Raw genomic sequence first — 22,642 nt, 5'->3', positions numbered from 1 at the left:
AGTTCAGCCGAGGTGCTTCATGGATATCATCGAAACTATTAAAGAGCAGATTGCCAACAACACCATTCTGCTTTACATGAAAGGCTCGCCGAATGCGCCACAGTGTGGCTTTTCCGCGAAAGCCGCTCAGGCGGTCATGGGCTGTGGTGAGAAGTTCGCTTACGTGGACATCCTGCAGAACCCGGAAATTCGTGCCAACCTGCCAAAATACGCCAACTGGCCAACCTTCCCGCAACTGTGGGTAGGTGGCGAACTGGTCGGCGGTAGCGACATCATGATCGAAATGGCTGCAGACGGTTCGTTGCAGGCACTGATCAAGGACGCTTCGGCCAAAGCCGCTGCGGCCAAGACAGAAGCTTGATCCACCAGTAGGGGCCGCGGCCCCTGCAGGTAATAAAAAGCCCCGCCTCTCGTAAGAGGGCGGGGCTTTTTAGTGTGGCGGGTTTAACGAGTGATAACTTACTCGTCGCCCATCTGCGATTGCAGATAGTTCTCCATGCCCACTTTGTCGATCAGGCCCAGTTGGGTTTCGAGCCAGTCGATATGTTCTTCTTCGGATTCAAGAATGTCTTCGAGCAGTTCACGGCTGCCGAAGTCGCCGACGGTTTCGCAATGGGCAATCGCGACCTTGAGGTCGGCATGGCCGGTACGCTCGATACGCAGGTCGCACTCCAGCATTTCCTTGGTGTGCTCGCCGATCTGCAGCTTGCCCAGGTCCTGGACGTTGGGTAGGCCTTCGAGGAACAGGATGCGCTTGATCAGCTTGTCCGCGTGTTTCATCTCGTCGATGGATTCGTGGTACTCGTGCTTGCCAAGCTTGTTCAGGCCCCAATCTTCATACATGCGCGCATGCAGGAAGTACTGATTGATTGCGACCAGCTCATTGGCAAGAATCTTGTTGAGGTGCTGGATGACTGTGACGTCGCCTTTCATGATGGGGTCCTGCCCTTTAATTACCGTATATAAGGCAGAGTTTGAGCTGGCAAGTACTTAGTGTCAAACCTAAGTTATTGAATAATATATGAAAATTAATCGGAATAAGAATGTTTGTGTTCCGCATCCGAACGCTAAGCGATTGAATTATGGGCATAAAAAAACCGGACGCTGGGTCCGGTTCTTTGGAATGCTCTATTTCACGCTGCAGAAAACTCTACAGGGTAGGGGATGGCTGCCTGGCTCAACTGCAGGTCGGCGAGGGTTTCGCGGACTACTTGCTTGGCAAGGCAGGCACATTTGCCGCATTGACTGGCAACGCCGGTGGCTTCGCGCACTTCACGGTAGCTGCAGCAACCTTCGTAGATTGCATCGCGGATTTTACCGTCGGTGACGCCAGTGCAGAGGCAGACATACATAAGGTGAGAACCGTCGCTGGTTAGGGCTCAATTGCGATGGATCTTAATGTTAACGAGAATGATTGTCAAAGTGCTTTCCCGACGCTGTGTGGCGGATCCACGTTCGGCTGACGAACGGTACAAAGCGTGCCCTGAGTTTGTCTGCAACCCCCCTGCCGAGTTTTTGGGCTCATTGGAAAAACCGTTGAGGACAGGTCAAAAACGCAGTGTATGATGGCCGGTCCTCGCGAAGGGCAGTCGATTCATCAACCTGTCGTTTAATCCCGACAGACTGGCTCGATACCGTTCATCACGCCACCACACCAGGAAATTTTCAATGAGCGTACTCGTAGGCAAACAAGCCCCTGACTTCACCGTTCCGGCCGTACTCGGCAATGGCGAAATCGTCGACAGCTTCAACCTGTCGTCGGCCATCAAAGGCAAATACGGCCTGGTGTTCTTCTACCCGCTGGACTTCACCTTCGTCTGCCCGTCCGAGCTGATCGCTCTGGACAACCGCATGGCTGACTTCAAGGCGCGTAACGTTGAAGTGATCGCTGTTTCGATCGACTCGCACTTCACTCACAACGCCTGGCGCAACACCTCGGTCAACGCCGGCGGCATCGGTCAGGTCAAGTACATCATGGCTGCTGACATGAAGCACGACATCGCCAAGGCCTACGACGTTGAGTCCGAAGGTGGCGTGGCGTTCCGTGGCGCGTTCCTGATCGACGACAAAGGCGTTGTCCGCTCGCAGATCGTCAACGACCTGCCGCTGGGCCGTAACATGGAAGAGCTGATCCGTCTGGTCGACGCCCTGCAATTCCACGAAGAGCACGGTGAAGTTTGCCCGGCCAACTGGAAAAAAGGCGACAAAGGCATGACCGCTTCGCCAGAAGGCGTTGCTGCTTACCTGACCGAGCACGCTGCGGCACTGTAAGCCAAGCGTCAGGTATAAAAAAACCGGCCTCAGTGGCCGGTTTTTCATGGGCGCAAGAAACCTGCGACTCGATCAGTCGTTGAAGTCTTCCCAGCCGCCCATTTGTTTCCAGCGGTTGACGATGCCGCAGAACAGATCAGCGGTCTTCTCGGTGTCGTAGCGAGCCGAGTGGGCCTCGCGTCCGTCGAAGTCGATGTCGGCTGCTTGGCATGCCTTGGCCAGTACGGTCTGGCCGTAAGCCAAACCGGCCAGTGTGGCGGTGTCGAAGCTGGAGAACGGGTGAAACGGGTTACGCTTCATATCCAGGCGCGCGACCGCAGCGTTGAGGAAGCCCAGGTCAAAGCTGCTGTTGTGGCCGACCAGGATGGCCCGTTTGCAGCCGTTGGCCTTCAACGCCTTGCGCACACCGCGGAAGATATCGGTCAGCGCGCTCTCCTCACTCACCGCCATGCGCAGTGGGTGATCGAGCTTGATCCCGGTGAACTCCAGTGCAGCAGCTTCAATGTTGGCGCCTTCGAACGGCTCGACACGGAAGAAATAGGTGTGATCAGGGTACACAAACCCCTTTTCGTCCATGCTGATGGTTGTCGCGGCGATTTCCAGCAAGGCGTCAGTGGCACAGTTGAAACCACCGGTTTCAACGTCGACGACGACGGGCAGGTATCCACGGAACCGGGCTGCCATCGGGTGGCGCGAACCGCCGCCCTGGCCTTCCTGTTCGTCGTCGTAATGGTCTTCACTCACGCGTGTTCCTCCAGCAGGCGCCAGCGCAGTTTTTCACCGGCGCGCAGCGGGATGACAGTCAGCTCGCCGAACGGCAGGCTGGTTGGGGCGGTCCATTCTTCGCGGACCAGGGTGATGCGGTCGGTGTTCGCCGGCAGGCCATAGAAGCGCGGGCCGTTGAGGCTGGCGAAGGCTTCGAGCTTGTCCAGCGCGTTGCGCTGTTCAAAGGCTTCGGCATACATCTCGATCGCGGCATAGGCGGTGTAGCACCCGGCACAGCCACAGGCGGCTTCTTTGGCATGCTGGGCGTGGGGCGCCGAGTCAGTACCCAGGAAGAACTTATCGCTGCCGCTGGTGGCGGCATCCAGCAGGGCGACCTGGTGGGTGTTGCGCTTGAGAATCGGCAGGCAATAGAAGTGCGGGCGAATCCCGCCGACCAGCATGTGGTTGCGGTTGTACAGCAGGTGATGGGCGGTGATGGTCGCGCCCACGTTGGCCGAAGCCTCGTTGACGAACTGCACGGCATCGCTGGTGGTGATGTGTTCGAACACCACCTTGAGCGTTGGAAAACGCTCCACGACACGACGCATGTGCTCGTCGATGAAGATCTTTTCGCGGTCGAAGACATCGACGTCGCCACGGGTGATTTCACCGTGGACCAGCAAGGGCATCCCGACTTCGGCCATGGCCTCGATCGCAGGGAAGATCTTGTCGATGCTGGTCACGCCAGAATCCGAGTTGGTGGTCGCACCGGCCGGATACAGCTTGGCGGCGTGAACGAAACCGCAGGCCTTGGCCGTGCGAATTTCGTCGGCGGTCGTGCGGTCGGTCAGGTAGAGCACCATCAGCGGCTCGAAGCGGCTGCCGGCCGGGCGCGCAGCGAGAATGCGCTGGCGATAGGCGTCGGCTTCAGCGGCGTTTCGCACCGGTGGTACCAGGTTAGGCATGATGATGGCGCGACCAAAGGTGCGCGCGACATCCGCCACTGTATTGGGCAACACAGCACCATCGCGAAGATGAATATGCCAGTCGTCGGGACGTAGCAGGGTCAGGTGGTCGGACATTGGGGATTCCAGGCGGGTAAAACTCATGGGAATGCTACCGGAAAAGACTCTTGCAGGCACCCGCTATCAAGTTTTGTCGCACGCTTCCGATATTACAAAGGCATGCCGTAAACATATATATCGGTCTTTTTGTTGCAGAAGTCAGTGGAGCCTCCCGTGCGCCAGCGTTATCTAGCCTTGCTCAGTGTGTTTGCCAGCCTTCCCGCCATGGCGCTCACTTTCCAGACACGCCTGGAGAGCATTGAGTGGAAGGTCGAGGGTGACCAGTTCGAATGCCGCCTGACGCAGCCGGTTACCGATTTCGGCTCGGGTGAGTTCGTGCGGCGAGCGGGCGAGCAGGCGACGTTTCGCTTGAAGGCCAATAACCCGATGCTGGCCGGTGGCTCGGCGACCTTGCTGGCCGCCGCAGCGCCGTGGCAGCCCGGGCGGGGTGATATCAACCTGGGCTCGGTCAGGCTGGGCAGCGGCGACGTGTTGTTCAACAGTTCGCAGCTTCAGGCCGGGCGCCTCATCGGCGGCTTGATGGACGGGCGCAGTCCACTGGTTCGGCATTACGCGCGTGATGGCCGGGTGTCGGAAGTACGCCTGCTGCCGGTCAGGTTCAGCAAGGCCTATGCCGATTACCAGGGCTGTGTCGCCAAGTTGCTGCCCATGAATTATGACCAGGTGAAGCAGGCCCAGGTCGGTTTTCCGGGCGGCGGTATCGAACTGGACGCACAGGCCAAGGCCAGGTTGCAGGTGATGCTGGCGTTCATGAAGGCTGATCCGACGGTCAATCACATCGAGGTCGACGGGCATTCCGATAACAGCGGCAACCGTCTGACCAACCGTGACCTGTCCCGGCGCAGGGCGCTGGCGGTGATGGATTACCTCAAGGCCAATGGTATTGCCGAGTCGCAGATTACCCTGCGTTTCCACGGTGAACGGTACCCCCTGGCGCCCAATACCAATACGGCCAATCGGGCGAAAAACCGTCGGGTCAATGTGCAACTTGAGCGGGTCGAGCCCGCGCAGGATCCTGCCCCGCAAGTCAGCTCCAGCGGCAGCACGGGCACGGCATCCTGAACGGCTGAAATCGTCGCCCACTCGACATAATCTGTCGCTTCGTCGTCATAAGCTGTCGCGCCTCTGTAAATTATCCTCTCGCAGCGTTAGACTTATCGGCTTTCCGTAGAACCCCGTGGAGTGATGGCATGGCGGACGTAAACAAGGTCGTTCTGGCGTATTCCGGCGGCCTGGACACTTCGGTGATCCTCAAGTGGCTGCAGGATACTTATAACTGTGAAGTGGTGACCTTCACCGCCGACCTGGGTCAGGGCGAAGAGGTCGAACCGGCCCGCGCCAAGGCACAGGCCATGGGCGTAAAAGAAATCTACATCGACGATCTGCGCGAAGAATTCGTGCGGGATTTCGTGTTCCCGATGTTCCGCGCCAACACCGTTTACGAAGGCGAGTACCTGCTGGGTACTTCCATCGCTCGTCCGTTGATCGCCAAGCGCTTGATCGAAATCGCCAACGAAACCGGCGCTGACGCCATTTCTCACGGCGCCACGGGCAAGGGCAACGATCAGGTACGTTTCGAACTGGGCGCGTATGCACTCAAGCCAGGCGTGAAAGTCATCGCTCCATGGCGCGAGTGGGACCTGCTGTCCCGCGAGAAGCTGATGGACTATGCTGAGAAGCACGCGATCCCGATCGAGCGCCACGGCAAGAAAAAATCCCCGTACTCGATGGATGCCAACCTGCTGCACATCTCCTATGAAGGCGGCGTGCTGGAAGACACCTGGACCGAGCATGAAGAAGACATGTGGCGTTGGACCGTCTCCCCGGAGAAAGCACCGGACAAGCCGCAGTACCTGGAACTGACTTACCGTAACGGTGACATCGTTGCACTGGACGGCGTCGAGATGAGCCCGGCTACCGTGCTGGCTACCCTCAACCGCATCGGTGGCGAACACGGTATCGGCCGTCTCGATATCGTCGAGAACCGCTATGTCGGCATGAAGTCCCGTGGCTGCTACGAGACACCTGGCGGCACCATCATGCTGCGTGCTCACCGCGCTATCGAATCGATCACCCTGGACCGCGAAGTGGCTCACCTCAAAGACGAGTTGATGCCCAAGTACGCCAGCCTGATCTACACCGGCTACTGGTGGAGCCCTGAGCGCCTGATGCTGCAACAGATGATCGACGCTTCCCAGATGCACGTGAATGGCGTCGTTCGCCTGAAACTGTACAAGGGCAATGTGATCGTTACCGGCCGTAAGTCTGACGAGTCGTTGTTCGACGCCAACATCGCGACCTTCGAAGAAGATGGCGGCGCGTACAACCAGGCTGATGCAGCCGGCTTCATCAAGCTCAATGCGCTGCGTATGCGCATCGCGGCGAACAAAGGCCGCAAGCTGTTCTGATGCTGCCTTGCTAGTCACGAACTGTGGCCCCGCGTGGTGCGGGGCCACAATTCGAGTGAAGAATTTTGTGTGTGTCGGTCGTGCGTCGAGTCCCTGTCACTGAAGTTGACGCTCAGTGGTCTGAAATTCCCCTGTCTTCCTTCTCTCTTGCGTTGATCTGTAGCGATTTTTCCTGATTCGGGTAGTCGGGTGGATTTGAGTTCTGATCAATGACTGTCACTGATAGTGTGCTCAAGTTGTAAACTATGTAAAAGTTGTTTGTGGGGTCGGATTTTATATCAGGGGCCTTGAGTGAGACTTCGTTGACTATGTGCGCGGATTCATGGCAGCTAAGAAATATGATGGCTTTGTGTTGAGGGTGTTTGCTTTTATTGACTTCGGAAACCAGGTGTCTGAATTCTTTTTTCTTGTGAATCCAGCGGGCATCCATGATGCGAATGTTCTGTATCGATTTCGGTAAAGAGATTTGATGTTGAACACTCAGATTGTCACGGGCAGCGATATCCGGAGGGTCTTGCATGCTTTGAAGCAGATAGTCAGACCTGGCTTTCAGTAATGCACGACGGCGCCGTTTTTTTGAGCGTTCTGCGTGCTCTTTCCTTGTTGGCGGTTGCAGGCTTTGTTCGTCTGTCTTGGCAAGGTGGTCGTCTCTGTTCATTTCTGATCGTGCAGTATCGTCAATGACCTTTAAAAATTGCTTGCTCTTTTGGAAGTCTGAGGGTGCGTACAGTGATTTGTAGTTAAAGTTTAAAGTATAGAAGAATAGGAAGAGCAGGTAGAAGGGGAAGCTGATCAGGAACCAGATGTAAATCTCCCGGTCTTCCCCGTCGAGGAAAGGGAGTGATACGGCTGCGGATGTTTCGGAGATAGTCGCGAATATCGCGATGATGGTCATCGGGTTTGTTATTTTTATTTGATGTTCTGTCATGTTGGATTCTCGCAAATACTGTGTTGTAGGATTACTCATGTGTGGAGCTTGTTAAGTTAGGGGGTGTTTTTTAGAAGGGTGTGTGTGTTTGGTGGTGAGTTGTAATGGTTGTTTTATGATAGATGAGTGCTGAAGAAGGTACAGCAGTGTTTTCAGTATGGCGGGTTTTGTGTTGTGTGCTGAGCAGGGAATTCCAAAGAAAACTGGCTTGTGGGTCATCAAGTAAACTTTAAGAGACATAGTTTTTTGTGGGTTTTTGTAGGAAGCGTCCTTGATGTTTGTAGGGAATGTCTCTCGGCGTGGATGGTTGGGCAGGTCACCATCCCAAGGTTGAAACGACTAGGCTATTGTGAGGGTTCTAAACATTCGAACAGCGAAAATTGGACTTGCCCATGAATAAAGTGCTGATCGTGGATGATCACCCCGTCATTCGTCTTGCTGTACGTATGCTAATGGAGCGTCATGGCTACGAAGTCATTGCTGAAACGGATAATGGCGTAGACGCGTTGCAACTTGCTCGTGAACATCTTCCGGATATTGTAATACTGGATATAGGCATCCCGAAACTTGATGGCCTGGAAGTCATTGCGCGATTGTCTTCGACTCCCTCGTCTGCGAAAGTGCTGGTCCTGACGTCTCAGGCTCCGGGACATTTTTCGATGCGCTGCATGCAGGCCGGGTCTGCCGGGTATGTCTGCAAGCAGCAGGATCTCACCGAATTGTTGAGCGCTATCAAGGCCGTGCTGTCGGGGTACAGCTACTTCCCGAATCAAGCGTTGCACACTGTCCGTTCAAGTTTGGGGAATGCCAGTGAGGCCGATATGGTGGATCGGCTTTCCGGGCGGGAGATGATGGTGTTGCAGCAGCTGGCGCGAGGCAAGACCAACAAGGAAATTGCCGATGGGATGTTTTTGAGCAATAAAACCGTCAGCACTTACAAAACCCGCCTGCTGCTCAAGCTGAACGCGCGCTCGCTGGTCGATTTGATCGAGCTGGCACAGCGTAACGGCCTGGTTTGAGAACGTGGGGCTCGAGTGGCTTTGGCAAGCGCTCGGGAGCCAGGGAGGTTGTTGAACGGCTTCAGTCCTCCGGGGAGGAACCCAGAGAAAACTGTTCAGGTGATGGGTGAGGGCAGTGAGTGATAGCTAAATGAAAAGCCTCCCGTCAAGGAGGCTTTCAGGTGTTAAAGATCAAAGTCGTAGTCGGCCAGTTGTTTTTGCAGGCGGCGCTCCTCCAGGAGGTTATCGATGGTGCGACGCTTGCTCAGATTGGTCTTTGCCACCTCTGCCACGGGCTCAACATCATCGGCTTCAACAGGGGTGAAGTCGTCTTCTACGTCCAGTTGTTCTTTGCCAGTGCTCATAAGATTAACTCCAGGCTAAGACTGCCATTGGCGCTTCTTATATCGACAATCTCCTGGCGGGTAAAAAAGATTTTTTCAATCGATAAATCAATAAAAGCAATAGCGCCTCAATCGTCGGAGGTTTTGTGCTTGTATTCACACAGGTCTTCGATCCGGCAACGGCCGCAGCGAGGCTTGCGGGCCAGGCATACGTAGCGCCCATGCAGGATGAGCCAGTGATGGGAGTCGAGCAGATACTCCTTGGGAACAAACTTCATCAGTTTGGCTTCCACTTCCAGCACATTTTTCCCGGGCGCCAGGCCTGTCCGGTTACTGACCCGGAAAATATGGGTGTCTACCGCCATGGTCAGTTGTCGAAAGGCGGTGTTGAGCACCACGTTTGCGGTCTTCCTGCCCACACCGGGCAATGCCTCCAGTTCTTCGCGGGTTTGCGGGACTTCGCCGCCATGGCGCTCCACCAGCAACCTGCACGTCTCGATGACATTCTTCGCCTTGCTGTTGTACAGGCCGATCGTCTTGATGTAGTGCGACAGGCCCTCAACACCGAGTGCATGGATTGCCGCAGGGGTATTGGCGACCGGAAACAGCCTGGCCGTGGCCTTGTTCACGCCGACGTCCGTGGACTGGGCGGAGAGGATCACCGCAATCAGCAGTTCGAAGGGGGAGGCATAGGCCAGCTCGGTTTTCGGTTCCGGATTGTCTTCGTGAAGCCGGCGGAAAATTTCCAGGCGTTTTGCGGCATTCATGGGCAGAGCAGTTCCTTGAAGACGTTCAGTGTGAAGTTGAGGGGCCAGGCCAGGCCCGTTTGGCTGCCAGGAGCAGTCCCAACAGAATAAACCCGCCAGGTGTGATGATGGCCAGTCGCAGGCCGCCACCTTCGATCAAAACCCAGCCTGGTCCATTCGAGTCCGTGATCCCGACCAACCATGGCAGGTGACTGGCGAATGAGCCGTGGCCCAAGCCTTCGCGCAAGGCACCCAGAATAACCATCGCGGCGGTGAACAGGGCAAACAGCCGCAATCGATCAGGCATGAGGGACCGGGTGAAAAATCCGCTGTGCTCCAGCACCACGCATTGCAGGGCCAGCAACCCGACATAAATACCCAACTGCTGGTGCAGTTCAAACGCCCAGCCTTGCAGGGCCAACGCAGCAAGGCTGGTCAACGCCGCCGCGAGCAGCGTACCGGTGATCAACTGCAGGGACGGCAGGATCCGGGGGCGCAGCAGGCTCATCTTCATGCCATAGACACTGATGACCAGCAGGGACAGCAGTGCCAGGCTCAGGGCGCTGACCAGTGTGTCGCTGGCACCGATCAACGGGGTGAGCATCAACGAGCTCTGTAATGCCCTGGCGTTGTTCATTGTCCGCTCCCGATCAGTTGGGGCTGATGTTCGTCGAAGTAACGTAGTGCATCGTGCACGGCACCGATCACCGCTCGGGAGGTGATGGTGGCACCGGCCAGTTGATCGAACCTGCCCTGATCCTTTTTCAACGCCCAGCCACTGTCGGTCGGGTCCTGACGGGACTTTCCGATAAAGCCCCGTAGCCACGGATTGGGCTGAGTGGCGATTGCGCCTCCCAGCCCTGGTGTTTCCGCTTGCTTGATGGCTTTTACGCCCAACAGTTTGCCGCGAGGATCGATGACGATCAGCAGGTCGATCGCCGCTTCATGGCCCATTGACCGGCTCAACAGCATGATTGCACTGGTTTTGCCCTCGAGGGTCGCCAGGTACCCGCCCAGCAACGTGCTGTTACTCAGGGCAACGTCTTTCAGCGCCAAGGGGTGGTCCAATGGCTGATTGTCGTAACTGCCTGTGGGCAGCATGTCGAGCAGGCGCTGGTTTTCGATCAGGCGCAGTTGGCTGGAAACATGGGGGGTGAGGGCCTGGTGCACAAGGAGCGTTGCACCGGCTCCCAGTCCGGCCACGAGCATCAGGATCAGTACGCTGAGGTATCTGTTCATGGCGTACGAGGCTCTGGTTGTCCAGCGAAGAGACGCTCCAGGGCCGGCACGCACAGGTTCATCAGCAGCACGGCAAAGGCTACGCCGTCGGGATACCCGCCCCAGGTGCGGATCAGGTAGGTCAGCACACCGACGCCGACCCCAAACAACAGCCGCGCCTTGGGGGCCCTTGCCCCCGACACCGGTTCGGTGACGATAAAGAATGCGCCGAGCATGCTCGCGCCGGTCAGCAGGTGGAACAGTGGAGAGCCATGGGAGTCCGAGCCCGAGCCGTTCCAGCACAGCAGGCTGATGATGAAAAGACTGCCCAGCATCCCGACCGGGGCGTGCCAAGTGAACACCCGCTGTTGCAACAGAAACGCGCCACCGGCAAGAAAGGCCAGGTTCACCCATTCGATGCCGGTGCCACCGACATGCCCAAACGCCGGATTGCCAGCGAAGAGCTCGTCCATGGTCAGGCTCTTGTTGATGCGCAGGCTGTCCAGCGCGGTGGCCTGCGCCCAGGCATCAGGAAGGGAGGAATCGCTGAAAGCGAAGCCGAAAATGCGTTGCAGGCCTTCAAGCAGGCCCATCCCTTGGGATGCTGGCCATTGGGTCATTTGTTGCGGGAAACACACCAGCACCAAGGCAAAACCGAGCATCGCCGGGTTGAACGGGTTTTTACCGACGCCGCCATACAGGTGCTTGCCGAAGATCATCGCGAAGGCCGCTGCGCTCACTGTCAGCCACCATGGGCAATACGGCGGTAATGCCAAGGCCAGCAGGGTGGCGCTGACCAAGGCGCTGCCATCGCTCAAGGATGGCTTGAGCGGGTACTTGCGCAGACGGAGCACGGCGGCTTCCACCGCCAGCGCGCTGCCACAGGCCAGCAGCAAGTTGATCAGAACTCCCCAGCCAAACCACCAGAACAACACCAGCACGCCGGGCACGGTGGCCAGCAACACCCGCTTCATCGCCTGTTGCAGGCGATCGTCGACCGGTTCAAGGGGCGACATAGTCGTTCACCCGACGTTCTGCTTCGCACAGCCTGGCGCGAGCCTGGGTCAGCAACGCTGTCGGCGTATCGACGCTGCGCTCGAGTTTAGCGAGGTCGGCGCGGGCGTAGGCCAGTTCGGTTTTCAGATGGCGCAGCTGCGGGTCGATCGGCCGTTTCTCAACGCGTACCAGATCCGGAGCCGGTTTTTCGCTGGCGTTTTCCGCCGCGTGCAGTGCCTGTTCAGCCTGGTTCAGCGCCTCACCGAGCGCGGCCAGTTGCTCGGCCGGGGCGTCGCCGGCCTGGGCTTTTTTAAGTTCGGCACGGCGCATGGCCAGCTGGATTTTCGCCCGTTTGAGCTCGGCGTCGTTGGCGGGCGGTGCGACCTTTGCGGGCACCGGCGTTGCGCTGGCCTCCAGGACCGCCAAGGCCTGCTCGGCGGCTTCGAACTGCTGCTGGAGAACGATTAACTGCGACTGTTGCTCGAAGGTCGGTGGGTGACCAAAGGCTTTCAGTGATTTGTGCAGTTGCGCCCGGCTCATCGCCACATCGATCTTGGCTTTTTTCAGCGCGGCATCGGCGGCTGCGGCTTTTTGCGCCTGCACCCGGGCGATGGCGTCTTGCACCGGGTTGTTGCCGGTCGTGCCGGGTTGCGCGGCTTTTTGCGCGCGAGCGGCGCGTTCAGCGAGCTTCTGTTCTTCTTCGTGGCGCAGGCGCGCGTTGCGCTGCTCGAAGCGTTGCCGGGCATGGTCGCGCTTGACGCTTCGGGCGTCTCGTTGTTCCGGGGTGAAGGCCAGACCGCCGACAATGGGCACCACCTGTGGCGAGGGCAAGGGATGCATCTCGATGCAATCCACCGGGCAGGGTGCTACGCATAAATCACAGCCCGTGCATTCGTCGATGAGCACCGTGTGCATCAGCTTGGCCGCGCCGACAATCGCGTCGATCGGGCACGCCTGAATGCACTTGGTGCAACCGATGCACTCGGCTTCACGGATAAACGCAACCTGTGCCGGTGCCGTGCCACGAGTGGTGTCGAGCTCCAGCTCAGGGACGTTCAACAGTCTGGCCAGTGCGGCAAGGGTTTCGCGGCCACCTGGCGGGCACTTGTTGATGGCTTCACCGTTGGCAATGCCCTCGGCGTAGGGCTTGCACCCTGGGTGACCGCACTTGCCGCATTGAGTCTGTGGCAGAAGGGCGTCGATGCGTTGAATCAGACTCATAGTTTGATCAGTCCGCTGAAACCGAGAAATGCCACGGCGATCAATCCGGCGCTGATCAGGTCGATCGGCAAGCCGCGAAAGGGTAGGGGCACATCGTTATTGAGAGTGCGTTGGCGCAAATCGCTGAACAGGCTCAGTACCAGCCAGAACCCCAGCCCGGCACCGAGGCTCAACGCGGCGTGACCGGCAAAACCATTGTCATTCTGCAAACCGAACAGGCTCAGCCCCAGCACGCCCGCGTTACCCAGCAACAACGGCCACAGGCCTTCGAACGGTAGCTGAGGCAGCACGCGCGCCAGCACCTTGAGCAGCGGCGTGATGAGCAACACGCTCAGTGGCAAAAACACCATCAGGTGCAGGGACGCAAGCCCAAGCGGCTCGAGCAGCCAGTGATACACCCCATAGCCCAACACGCCATTGAGCAGCATCAAGCCTGTGGTCGCAATGCCCAGGGCATGCACTTGATGTCGTTCGGCCGCAGGATCGCGCGTCGACTGCAACAGTGGATCGACGCCCAGCGGCCAGTACAACAGGAAGTTGTTGATCAGGGCGGTGCTGATAAGCGTAAGTAGAATGTCGGTCATGGGTGAGCCGGGTTGAGCGAGGGCCTGTGCTTAAAGATTAGGCAGTATCCGGCGGCGCAGATATGAAAATCCCACCGTCGCGCGTCAGCGTGACGGTGGGATCGGTCCAGCCAGGCGAATTACTTGATGCGCTGGCCCGGCTTGGCGCCGCTGTCCGGGCTCAACAGGTAGATCTCTTCGCCGCCAGGGCCGGCAGCCATGACCATGCCTTCGGAAATACCGAAGCGCATTTTGCGTGGCTTGAGGTTGGCGATCATCATCGTCAGGCGACCTTCCAGCTTGGCCGGGTCCGGGTAGGCACTCTTGATACCGGAGAACACGTTGCGTTGCTCGTCACCGATATCCAGGGTCAGGCGCAACAGCTTGTCGGCACCGTCCACGGCTTCAGCCTTGAGGATCAGGGCCACGCGCAGGTCGACGGCCGCAAAGGTGTCGAACTCGATTTCCGGCGACAGCGGGTCCTTGGCCAGTTCGCCGTTACCTTGTGGGGCAACAGCGCCGGTGTCGGTCTGGCTGGCGGCCAGGTCTTCTTTCGACGCGTCGGTCATGGCCTGGACCTTGACCGGATCGATGCGGGTCATCAGCGGCTTGAACTCGTTCAACTGATGGTTGCCGAGCAGGGTGGTGTGATCGTTCCAGGTCAACGGGGCGACGTTGAGGAATGCCTCGGCGTCGGCGGCCAGCAACGGCAGGACCGGCTTGAGGAAAATCACCAGCTGGCGGAACAGGTTGACGCCCGTGGCGCAGATCGCCTGGACTTCGTCTTGCTTGCCTTCCTGCTTGTTCAGCGACCACGGTGCCTTGTCGGCGATCCAGGCGTTGGCGCGGTCGGCCAAGCCCATGATTTCCCGCATGGCACGGGCAAAGTCGCGGGCTTCATAGGCGTCGCAGATGCTTGGCGCAGCGGCCAGAAACGCGTCGGTCAGCTCCGGTGCGGCATTTTCAGCCACCAGTACGCCGGCGTTGCCCTTGTGGATGAAGCCTGCGCAACGGCTGGCGATGTTGACGACCTTGCCCACCAGGTCGGAGTTGACCTTCTGCACGAAGTCTTCGAGGTTCAGGTCCAGGTCGTCGACGCCACGGCCCAGCTTGGACGCGTAGTAGTAGCGCAGGTATTCCGGAGACAGGTGGTCCAGGTAGGTACGGGCCTTGATGAAGGTGCCGCGGGACTTGGACATTTTCTGGCCGTTGACGGTCAGGTAGCCGTGAACGTTGATGCCGGTCGGCTTGCGGTAACCCGCGCCCTCGAGCATGGCCGGCCAGAACAGGGCGTGGAAGTTAACGATGTCCTTGCCGATGAAATGGTACAGCTCGGCGGTGGAGTCCTTGGCCCAGTAGGCGTCGAAGTCCAAATCCTGCCGGCGCGCGCAGAGGTTCTTGAAGCTCGCCATGTAGCCGATCGGTGCGTCCAGCCAGACGTAGAAGTATTTGCCGGGCTCGTCCGGGATTTCGAAACCGAAATACGGCGCATCGCGCGAGATGTCCCATTGTTGCAGGCCGACATCCAGCCATTCGGCGATCTTGTTCGCGACCGCGTCCTGCAGGGTACCGCTGCGGGTCCATGTCTGCAGCATGGCCTGGAAGTCTGGCAGCTTGAAGAAGAAGTGCTGGGAATCCTTGAGCACCGGGGTGGCGCCAGAGATCGCCGACTTTGGATCCTTCAGGTCAGTCGGTGCGTAGGTCGCGCCGCATTTTTCGCAGTTGTCGCCGTACTGGTCTTCAGTGCCACATTTCGGGCAGGTGCCCTTGATGAAGCGGTCGGCCAGGAACATTTTCTTTTCCGGGTCGAAATACTGGGTGATCGAACGCGTGGCAATGTGCCCGGCGTCGCGCAACTTCAGGTAGATCTGGCTCGACAGCTCACGGTTTTCTTCGGCGTGAGTGGAGTGGAAGTTGTCGAAGTCCACCAGGAACTCGGCAAAGTCGGCGCTGTGTTCAGCCTGGACGTTGGCGATCAGTTGTTCCGGGGTGATGCCTTCTTTTTCGGCGCGCAACATGATGGCCGAACCATGGGCGTCGTCGGCGCAGACGTAAGTGCATTGATTGCCGCGATGCTTCTGGAAGCGCACCCACATATCGGTCTGGATGTACTCAAGCATATGGCCAAGGTGGATTGAACCATTGGCATAGGGCAGGGCGCTGGTGACGAGGATCTTGCGTGGCTCGGACATGGGGCTCGGCTACTTGATGAAACGGAGGTCGGCCACTATAAAGCGCCGGCGAAGTTTTTTCACCCTCAAGGCCTGTTTCCGGACGTATCGATTGCCAAAACCTGTGGCGAGGGAGCGTGCTCCCGTTCGGCTGCGCAGCAGTCGTAATCAGACGGATGTGATCTATCTGTCGAACCGGGTAGCCGGAATTGGGGCGGCTTTGCCACCCAGCGGGAGCAAGTTCCCTCGGCACAGGATTTCCTGGGCAACAAATAATCTACAGGCATGCCGCCTCGGTCGCGGAACAGGTACGATACCCGTCATCTTTTCCAAGTCTTGTTATCGGAGTTACCCATGAGCGCCGTCAATCGCGCAGCGGTGGAAGCCGTCCTTCGCCAGTACACCGACCCATACCTGAACCAGGATCCGATCAGCGCCGGTTGCCTGCGTGGTATCGATATCCAGGGCGATCGTGTCAGCGTCCAGCTGGAGCAGGGTTATGCCGCGGGTCTGTTCAACAGCGGCTGGGCGCAGATGCTGCAGATGGCAATCGAAAGCCTGGACGGCGTGGCCTCGGCCCGCGTCGAGATCACCACCCGGATCGCGGCACACAAGGCGCAGGCGCAGATCCCCGGGCTTGCCAACGTCAAGAACGTGGTCGCCGTGGCATCCGGCAAGGGCGGCGTGGGCAAATCCACCACCGCCGCCAACCTCGCGCTGGCCCTGGCCCGTGAAGGCGCCAGGGTCGGGATTCTTGACGCGGATATCTACGGTCCGAGCCAGGGCATCATGTTTGGTATCCCTGAAGGTACCCGGCCCAAGGTCAAGGACCAGAAGTGGTTCGTGCCCATCGAGTCCCATGGCGTCGAAGTGATGTCCATGGCGTTCCTGACCGATGACAACACCCCGATGGTCTGGCGCGGCCCGATGGTGTCCGGCGCCTTGCTGCAATTGGTGACGCAGACCGCCTGGGGCGACCTCGACTACCTGGTGATCGACATGCCGCCAGGCACCGGTGACATCCAGTTGACCCTGGCACAAAAGGTCCCGGTGGCCGGTGCGGTCATCGTCACCACGCCGCAGGACCTGGCATTGCTGGATGCACGCAAAGGCGTGGAAATGTTCCGCAAGGTCAACATCCCGGTGCTGGGCGTGGTGGAAAACATGGCTGTGCACATCTGCTCCAACTGCGGTCACGCCGAGCACCTGTTCGGCGAAGGCGGTGGCGAGAAGCTGGCCAGCCAGTATGGCGTCGAGTTGCTGGCCTCGTTGCCGTTGTCGATGGTTATCCGCGAGCAGGCCGATGGCGGCAAGCCAACGGTGATCGCAGAACCCGACAGCCAGATCGCCATGGTCTACCAGGAACTGGCCCGCCACGTGGGCGCGCGGATTGTCCTGCAGGAGGCTTTGTCGCCAGCCATGCCGAGTATCAGCATCAGCGACGATTGATGCAGCAACACGAGGGGAGTGTTTTTGTGGCGAGGGAGCAAGCTCCCTCGCCACAGAAGCGGCGTGAGCTTTAAATGCGCAACCCGCCATCCATTTCCAGAATCCGGCCGGTGTAGTAGTCGTTCTCGAAAATGTAGGCCGCCGAATGGGCGATTTCTTCCGGCTTGCCCATGCGCTTGAGCGGGATACCGGCGGTCATTTTGTCCAGGGCTTCAGGCTTCATGCCCAGGGTCATTTCGGTTTCGATGAACCCCGGTGCGATGCCGGCCACGCGGATGCCGTAGCGTGCCAGTTCCTTGGCCCAGGTCACGGTGGCCGCAGCGACACCGGCCTTGGCGGCGGAGTAGTTGGTCTGGCCGACGTTACCGGCGCGCGAGATCGAGGAGATGTTGATGATCGCGCCGGACGATTTCAGTTCGATCATCTTCGCCGCCACTTCACGGGTGCACAGGAACACGCCGGTCAGGTTGACGTCGATGACGGCTTGCCATTGGGCCAGGCTCATTTTGCTCATCTCGCCGTCCTTGACCTTGATCAGCAGGCCGTCGCGCAGGATCCCGGCGTTGTTGATCAGGCCGTGGATCGCGCCGAAGTCTTCGGCCACCTGGGCGACCATGTGGGTCACCTGTTCTTCATTGGCGACGTTGCACAGGTAGGCGCGAGCCTCGACGCCGGCGGCTTTGCACGCGGCAACGGCCTGGTCGAGCTTCTCCTGGTTCAGGTCGACCAGTGCCAGCTTCGCGCCCTTGGCGGCGAAATACTCGGCCATCGAGCGGCCTAAACCCTGGCAGCCGCCAGTGATAATGATTACTTTGTCAGTGAGTTGCATTCGCATGCCTTAATTGCAGGTCTGAGTGGATTCCTTTTAGAGAGCCTCTCGATCTGCGCCTGACGTGGCCTGGCTGCACATGAGAACTGCCCCGAAGGCATTGCTGGAACTTTCTCCAGAAGCCTGTCCGTTTTTTCGACTAGTTCTATATAAGGAGTCATAAATTGAGCGTTGAAGCTGCCAAGCATGCACGAGAATTGCTGCTCAAGGAATACCGCGGGGTGCTCTCGACACTCTCCAAGGCGATGCCCGGTTTTCCGTTTGGCTCCGTGGTTCCATACTGCCTGAACGAGCAGGGCCGCCCACTGATATTGATCAGTCGAATCGCCCAGCACACCCACAACCTGCAAAAAGACCCTAAATGTTCACTGCTGGTGGGTGAGCGCGAGGCCGAAGACGTACAGGCCGTGGGGCGACTGACCTATCTGGCCGAGGCGCGGATGATCGAGGACGCCGCCGCGATCGAAGCGGCCGCCGAGCGCTACTACCGCTATTTCCCGGAATCGAGGAACTATCACAAGGCCCATGATTTCGACTTCTGGGTGCTGGAGCCTGTTCGTCATCGCTACATCGGCGGTTTTGGCGCCATTCACTGGGTCAACGAACTGACCCTGGCCAACCCGTTTGCCGGCAAGGCAGAGGCGAGCATGATCGAGCACATGAACGCCGACCACGCCAAGGCCATTGCCCATTACGTCGAGCTGGCCGGTCTGCCGAAGACATCTCCGGCCGAAATGGTCGGTATCGACCCCGAAGGCATGCACCTGCGGATTGGCCAAGGGGTGTACTGGTTGCCGTTCCCGACGCTTTGCAATACGCCGACACAAGTGCGTGAAGCCCTGGTTTTACTGGCTCGCGCCGAGCACTGGCCAACAAATGAGACGAGCGAGGCTTGAAATCACGAAATGGCGACGTCATCTAAGGCTTACTTGCAAGGCATTCTTGCGTTGAGGAACCTTTTGATGCGCCCTTTTCTATTGCTCTTTCTGCTGTTTCCGGTGCTGGAGCTGTTCGTATTCGTAAAAGTCAGTGCGGCCATCGGGTTTTTCCCGGCGCTGCTGCTGATCATCCTCGGCTCGATGTTCGGGGTGTTTGTACTGCGTATCGCCGGCCTGGCAACCGCGTTGCGTGCCCGTGAAAGCCTGAGCCGTGGCGAACTGCCCGCCCAGACGATGCTCGAAGGCCTGATGCTGGCCCTGGGTGGCGGCCTGTTGATCATCCCAGGCTTCATCAGCAGTGTGCTGGGCCTGGTCATGATGCTGCCGCTCACCCGGCGCCTGCTGGCCAACAAGATGCGCCAGCGCGCCGAGGAGCAAGCCATTCGCCAGCGCGCCTTTGCCGATGACCTGCAACCGCGTGGTGGCCCGGTTCCGCGGCAACCGTTGGGGCGTGAACCTGACGTGATCGAGGGTGAATTCGAGCACCGTGATTCCAAGTAAACCCATCCACCACACGGCACCTTCGGGTGCCGTGTTCGTTTTGCCGGGCCGTGCAGTAAAAAATTTCGCTGTGCTGCCCTTGTAATGAGCTTGCGCGCCCTTATGTAACGGTCACCGCAAGGTTTCTGGCGATGATCGCCAGACAGACTTCCGCGTCTCGCTCGACGAGCCGCAACCGGCCACGCCGGAAATTAACCCGCCGGGACTACACCGGCCGCTGAAACCACAATTAGGAGAGATCGACAATGAAGCTTCGTCCTCTGCATGACCGCGTCGTCATCCGTCGCAGCGAAGAAGAAAAGAAAACCGCTGGCGGTATCGTTCTGCCAGGTTCGGCTGCTGAAAAAGCCAACAGCGGCGAGATCCTCGCTGTCGGTACCGGCCGCGTGCTGGACAACGGTGAAGTGCGTGCGCTGGCCGTGAAAGTGGGTGACAAGGTTGTGTTTGGCCCGTACTCGGGCAGCAACACCGTCAAAGTCGACGGCGAAGACCTGTTGGTAATGGCTGAGAACGAGATTCTCGCTGTTATCGAAGGCTGATACCCCGCTCATTTTCCCGCGACTACTCAAGTATTTAAGGAATATCGATCATGGCTGCTAAAGAAGTTAAATTCGGCGATTCCGCCCGTAAGAAAATGCTCGCCGGTGTCAACGTCCTGGCTGACGCAGTAAAAGCGACCCTGGGCCCTAAAGGCCGTAACGTGATCATCGAGAAGAGCTTCGGCGCTCCGACCATCACCAAGGACGGCGTTTCGGTTGCCAAGGAAATCGAGCTGAAAGATCGCTTCGAAAACATGGGCGCGCAACTGGTCAAAGACGTTGCCTCCCGTGCCAACGATGACGCAGGCGACGGCACCACCACCGCTACCGTTCTGGCTCAATCGATCGTCAACGAAGGCCTGAAAGCCGTCGCTGCCGGCATGAACCCGATGGACCTCAAGCGCGGCATCGACAAAGCGACCATCGCTATCGTCAAAGAGCTCAAGGCCCTGTCCAAGCCATGCGCTGACACCAAGGCAATCGCTCAGGTCGGCACCATCTCGGCCAACTCCGACAACTCCATCGGCGACATCATTGCCGAAGCCATGGAAAAAGTCGGTAAAGAAGGCGTGATCACCGTTGAAGAAGGCTCGGGCCTGGAAAACGAACTGTCGGTTGTTGAAGGCATGCAGTTCGACCGTGGCTACCTGTCCCCGTACTTCGTCAACAAGCCAGAGACCATGACTGCCGAGCTGGATGGTCCGCTGATCCTGCTGGTCGACAAAAAGATCTCGAACATCCGCGAAATGCTGCCAGTGCTGGAAGCCGTTGCCAAAGCCGGCCGCCCACTGCTGATCGTGGCTGAAGACGTTGAAGGCGAAGCCCTGGCGACTCTGGTTGTGAACAACATGCGTGGCATCGTCAAAGTCGCAGCCGTCAAGGCTCCAGGCTTCGGCGACCGTCGCAAGGCCATGCTGCAGGACATCGCCGTTCTGACCGGCGGTACCGTTATCTCCGAAGAAATCGGCCTGAGCCTGGAAAGCACCACCCTGGAGCACCTGGGTAGCGCCAAGCGCGTGACCCTGTCCAAGGAAAACACCATCATCGTTGACGGTGCTGGCGTACAAGGCGACATCGAAGCGCGCATCACCCAGATCCGTGCCCAGGTTGCCGAAACCTCCTCGGACTACGACCGTGAAAAACTGCAAGAGCGTCTGGCCAAGCTGTCTGGCGGCGTTGCAGTGATCAAGGTTGGCGCTGGCTCCGAAGTTGAAATGAAAGAGAAGAAAGCCCGCGTTGAAGACGCTCTGCACGCTACCCGTGCAGCTGTTGAAGAAGGCGTGGTACCTGGCGGTGGCGTGGCACTGGTTCGCGCTCTGCAGGCCATCAGCGAGCTGAAAGGCGACAACGATGACCAGAACGTGGGCATCCAGTTGCTGCGTCGCGCTGTTGAAGCGCCACTGCGTCAGATCGTTGCCAACTCCGGTGACGAGCCAAGTGTAGTCGTCGACAAGGTCAAGCAAGGCGCGGGTAACTTCGGTTACAACGCAGCGACCGGCGAATACGGCGACATGATCGAAATGGGTATCCTGGACCCGGCCAAAGTGACTCGTTCGGCTCTGCAAGCGGCTTCGTCGATTGCCAGCCTGATGATCACCACCGAAGCCATGATCGCCGAGATCAAGGAAGACGCTCCAGCTGGCGGCATGCCAGACATGGGCGGTATGGGCGGCATGGGCGGCATGATGTAAGCCAGCCTTACCCTGTACGAAAAAACCCCGCTGGCGTTAAGCTAGCGGGGTTTTTTATTGCCTTCATTCTGGTCTGTCAGGAGAGCGATGGCGTCAGCTCAGGCGCTGACAGATTCTGCCTTGGTCGCTCGCTCAGTTTTGGTCGCCGGCCGATACAGCACGTAGTAGTAAGACCCCAGGCAAATCAGCCAGCAAAACACCGCTGTCCATACGTTGTGCGAAAAGAAGTGCGCACCCTGCATCATCCGGCTGATGGAAAACACCGTGCCCAGACCGAATGCAAGGATGAAGGCTGCGCGGGCCAGTTTCGGCCGCCGGTCACGTAATACGAAGAACAAAGCAAACAAGGCAAAACCCGTGGCCGCATGCCCCCCCGGCCAGCAACGCCCAGGCTTGTCAGTGACGGGACGGGGGCTGAGCAGTTCGCTGTAGGTTTCCTTGCCGCCGAACTCTTTCAGGCTCCATGGGCATTGCACGGCAGTCACCGCTTTGACGGGCGTGACGAACGCGGTTGCCAGCCCCAATGACAGCACCAGGCAGCCCAGCTCACGTTTGAACGGCTTGAGCCGTGTCAGCATGAATGAGCCGATGAAGCCAAGGATGGCAAGCACCGAAAATCCGATAACCACCTGCTTGGCCCGGTCGTGCAGGATATTTTCCAGAAAGTAGCTGTGGCGACCGATGAAGCCTCCGGCCGTTGGATCGTAGAACAGCTGGGCCAAGCTCATGTCCAGCGACGTCAGTTCCAGCAATACCAACGTGACAGCCGTCACGGCGGGAATGCCCAGGCAGATCCAGAAGTTCAGGGGGCGTGAGGCCGGGTGTGAAACAGTGGATGGCATGAGGGAGTCCTGAACGAGGAAGAGAGGGCCAGCGACGGTTCGTGTACTCAAATGGCCGCACTCTGCGCCTGACGCCGTAAGCTGTACGTGAACTCCGGGTGAAAATTTCGTGATGCCTTTCGTGGACGGGTTTGACGGGATTTGGCCCGTCAGACAGCGCTGGCCCTGAGCCAGACTTGGCCTTAAGCTGCGCGAGCCA

At 58.6% G+C, this 22,642-nt stretch carries 25 protein-coding genes; 10 read left to right on the top strand and 15 right to left on the bottom strand.

All coding sequences use genetic code 11. From position 1 onward, the window contains the following. The first annotated feature begins 19 nt into the window (after positions 1-19). Positions 20-361 (top strand): Grx4 family monothiol glutaredoxin, encoded by a 342-nt coding sequence (gene grxD / locus CKW29_RS05100; protein ID WP_095080024.1) that lies wholly within the window; start codon positions 20-22, stop codon positions 359-361. A gap of 98 nt (positions 362-459) precedes the next feature. On the opposite strand, the gene bfr is transcribed toward grxD, so the two are convergent. Both bfr and CKW29_RS05090 read right to left on the bottom strand, forming a co-directional pair. Next, entirely contained in the window at positions 460-933 is a 474-nt protein-coding gene (gene bfr, locus CKW29_RS05095) for a bacterioferritin (protein ID WP_095080025.1), read from the bottom strand. Between the two features lie 200 nt (positions 934-1,133). Further along, positions 1,134-1,352: a bacterioferritin-associated ferredoxin gene (locus tag CKW29_RS05090; protein WP_093423249.1), complete on the bottom strand. Its 219-nt coding sequence runs from the start codon at positions 1,350-1,352 to the stop codon at positions 1,134-1,136. Positions 1,353-1,668: 316 nt separating this feature from the next. Here CKW29_RS05090 and CKW29_RS05085 point away from each other — a divergent pair, with 316 nt between their 5' ends. Continuing rightward, positions 1,669-2,271 (top strand): peroxiredoxin, encoded by a 603-nt coding sequence (locus CKW29_RS05085; RefSeq protein ID WP_095145167.1) that lies wholly within the window; start codon positions 1,669-1,671, stop codon positions 2,269-2,271. Positions 2,272-2,343: 72 nt separating this feature from the next. Here the strand turns inward: CKW29_RS05085 and rnt are convergent, their stop codons facing one another. Both rnt and pyrC read right to left on the bottom strand, forming a co-directional pair. After that, entirely contained in the window at positions 2,344-3,015 is a 672-nt protein-coding gene (rnt, locus tag CKW29_RS05080; RefSeq protein WP_095145168.1) for a ribonuclease T, read from the bottom strand. After that, the gene (pyrC, locus tag CKW29_RS05075; protein WP_095145169.1) at positions 3,012-4,058 is read right to left on the bottom strand and encodes a dihydroorotase; all 1,047 of its coding nucleotides are present in this window, start codon (positions 4,056-4,058) and stop codon (positions 3,012-3,014) included. The genes rnt and pyrC overlap by 4 nt, the downstream gene beginning before the upstream one ends. A gap of 156 nt (positions 4,059-4,214) precedes the next feature. Here pyrC and CKW29_RS05070 point away from each other — a divergent pair, with 156 nt between their 5' ends. Further along, entirely contained in the window at positions 4,215-5,123 is a 909-nt protein-coding gene (locus CKW29_RS05070) for an OmpA family protein (protein WP_095145170.1), read from the top strand. 128 nt (positions 5,124-5,251) lie between these two features. Then, on the top strand, positions 5,252-6,469 hold the full coding sequence (locus tag CKW29_RS05065) for an argininosuccinate synthase (RefSeq protein WP_095145171.1): 1,218 nt from the start codon (positions 5,252-5,254) through the stop codon (positions 6,467-6,469). Positions 6,470-6,581: 112 nt separating this feature from the next. Here CKW29_RS05065 and CKW29_RS25980 read toward each other — a convergent pair whose 3' ends face one another. Continuing rightward, entirely contained in the window at positions 6,582-7,397 is an 816-nt protein-coding gene (locus CKW29_RS25980) for a hypothetical protein (RefSeq protein WP_256577047.1), read from the bottom strand. Positions 7,398-7,789: 392 nt separating this feature from the next. On the opposite strand from CKW29_RS25980, the gene CKW29_RS05055 reads away from it, so the two are divergent. Continuing rightward, on the top strand, positions 7,790-8,416 hold the full coding sequence (locus tag CKW29_RS05055; RefSeq protein ID WP_095145172.1) for a response regulator transcription factor: 627 nt from the start codon (positions 7,790-7,792) through the stop codon (positions 8,414-8,416). Positions 8,417-8,580: 164 nt separating this feature from the next. Here the strand turns inward: CKW29_RS05055 and CKW29_RS05050 are convergent, their stop codons facing one another. The 8 genes from CKW29_RS05050 to metG all read right to left on the bottom strand — a co-directional run bounded on the left by CKW29_RS05050 (position 8,581) and on the right by metG (position 15,675). Beyond that, complete coding sequence (locus CKW29_RS05050; protein WP_095080031.1) at positions 8,581-8,760, bottom strand: PA3496 family putative envelope integrity protein; 180 nt, start codon at positions 8,758-8,760, stop codon at positions 8,581-8,583. A 107-nt stretch (positions 8,761-8,867) separates the two neighbouring features. Then, positions 8,868-9,506 (bottom strand): endonuclease III, encoded by a 639-nt coding sequence (gene nth, locus CKW29_RS05045; RefSeq protein WP_095148009.1) that lies wholly within the window; start codon positions 9,504-9,506, stop codon positions 8,868-8,870. Between the two features lie 25 nt (positions 9,507-9,531). Continuing rightward, entirely contained in the window at positions 9,532-10,122 is a 591-nt protein-coding gene (locus tag CKW29_RS05040) for an Rnf-Nqr domain containing protein (RefSeq protein WP_095145174.1), read from the bottom strand. Continuing rightward, positions 10,119-10,724: an RnfABCDGE type electron transport complex subunit G gene (locus CKW29_RS05035; RefSeq protein ID WP_095145175.1), complete on the bottom strand. Its 606-nt coding sequence runs from the start codon at positions 10,722-10,724 to the stop codon at positions 10,119-10,121. Before CKW29_RS05035 ends, CKW29_RS05040 begins: the two co-directional genes overlap by 4 nt. Beyond that, the gene (locus CKW29_RS05030) at positions 10,721-11,719 is read right to left on the bottom strand and encodes an RnfABCDGE type electron transport complex subunit D (RefSeq protein ID WP_095145176.1); all 999 of its coding nucleotides are present in this window, start codon (positions 11,717-11,719) and stop codon (positions 10,721-10,723) included. The genes CKW29_RS05035 and CKW29_RS05030 overlap by 4 nt, the downstream gene beginning before the upstream one ends. Continuing rightward, the gene (gene rsxB, locus CKW29_RS05025) at positions 11,706-12,920 is read right to left on the bottom strand and encodes an electron transport complex subunit RsxB (RefSeq protein ID WP_095145177.1); all 1,215 of its coding nucleotides are present in this window, start codon (positions 12,918-12,920) and stop codon (positions 11,706-11,708) included. Before rsxB ends, CKW29_RS05030 begins: the two co-directional genes overlap by 14 nt. Further along, positions 12,917-13,504 (bottom strand): Rnf-Nqr domain containing protein, encoded by a 588-nt coding sequence (locus CKW29_RS05020; protein ID WP_095145178.1) that lies wholly within the window; start codon positions 13,502-13,504, stop codon positions 12,917-12,919. The genes rsxB and CKW29_RS05020 overlap by 4 nt, the downstream gene beginning before the upstream one ends. A 119-nt stretch (positions 13,505-13,623) precedes the next feature. After that, the gene (metG, locus tag CKW29_RS05015) at positions 13,624-15,675 is read right to left on the bottom strand and encodes a methionine--tRNA ligase (RefSeq protein ID WP_095145179.1); all 2,052 of its coding nucleotides are present in this window, start codon (positions 15,673-15,675) and stop codon (positions 13,624-13,626) included. A 333-nt stretch (positions 15,676-16,008) separates the two neighbouring features. On the opposite strand from metG, the gene apbC reads away from it, so the two are divergent. Further along, entirely contained in the window at positions 16,009-17,103 is a 1,095-nt protein-coding gene (apbC, locus tag CKW29_RS05010; protein WP_095080039.1) for an iron-sulfur cluster carrier protein ApbC, read from the top strand. Positions 17,104-17,173: 70 nt separating this feature from the next. Here the strand turns inward: apbC and CKW29_RS05005 are convergent, their stop codons facing one another. Further along, the gene (locus CKW29_RS05005; RefSeq protein WP_095145181.1) at positions 17,174-17,932 is read right to left on the bottom strand and encodes an SDR family oxidoreductase; all 759 of its coding nucleotides are present in this window, start codon (positions 17,930-17,932) and stop codon (positions 17,174-17,176) included. Between the two features lie 164 nt (positions 17,933-18,096). Here CKW29_RS05005 and CKW29_RS05000 point away from each other — a divergent pair, with 164 nt between their 5' ends. From CKW29_RS05000 to groL, 4 genes are all read left to right on the top strand, one after another. Beyond that, on the top strand, positions 18,097-18,828 hold the full coding sequence (locus tag CKW29_RS05000; RefSeq protein WP_095148008.1) for a HugZ family protein: 732 nt from the start codon (positions 18,097-18,099) through the stop codon (positions 18,826-18,828). A 66-nt stretch (positions 18,829-18,894) separates the two neighbouring features. Beyond that, positions 18,895-19,371: an FxsA family protein gene (locus CKW29_RS04995; protein WP_095145183.1), complete on the top strand. Its 477-nt coding sequence runs from the start codon at positions 18,895-18,897 to the stop codon at positions 19,369-19,371. Between the two features lie 245 nt (positions 19,372-19,616). Next, positions 19,617-19,910 carry a co-chaperone GroES gene (locus CKW29_RS04990; RefSeq protein WP_019827816.1) on the top strand — a complete coding sequence of 98 codons (294 nt, stop codon included), beginning with the start codon at positions 19,617-19,619 and terminating at the stop codon, positions 19,908-19,910. A gap of 50 nt (positions 19,911-19,960) precedes the next feature. Beyond that, positions 19,961-21,601, top strand: a complete 1,641-nt coding sequence (groL, locus tag CKW29_RS04985; RefSeq protein ID WP_095145184.1) for a chaperonin GroEL — start codon at positions 19,961-19,963, stop codon at positions 21,599-21,601. Positions 21,602-21,699: 98 nt separating this feature from the next. Here the strand turns inward: groL and CKW29_RS04980 are convergent, their stop codons facing one another. Beyond that, positions 21,700-22,443: a phosphatase PAP2 family protein gene (locus tag CKW29_RS04980; RefSeq protein ID WP_095145185.1), complete on the bottom strand. Its 744-nt coding sequence runs from the start codon at positions 22,441-22,443 to the stop codon at positions 21,700-21,702. Between the last annotated feature and the right edge of the window lie 199 nt (positions 22,444-22,642).

It is taken from the genome of Pseudomonas sp. Irchel s3a18 (assembly GCF_900187535.1).
Classification (GTDB): domain Bacteria; phylum Pseudomonadota; class Gammaproteobacteria; order Pseudomonadales; family Pseudomonadaceae; genus Aquipseudomonas.
Note: the sequence above shows the minus strand (reverse complement) of the source record. Positions and strands in the feature narration are given on the sequence as shown.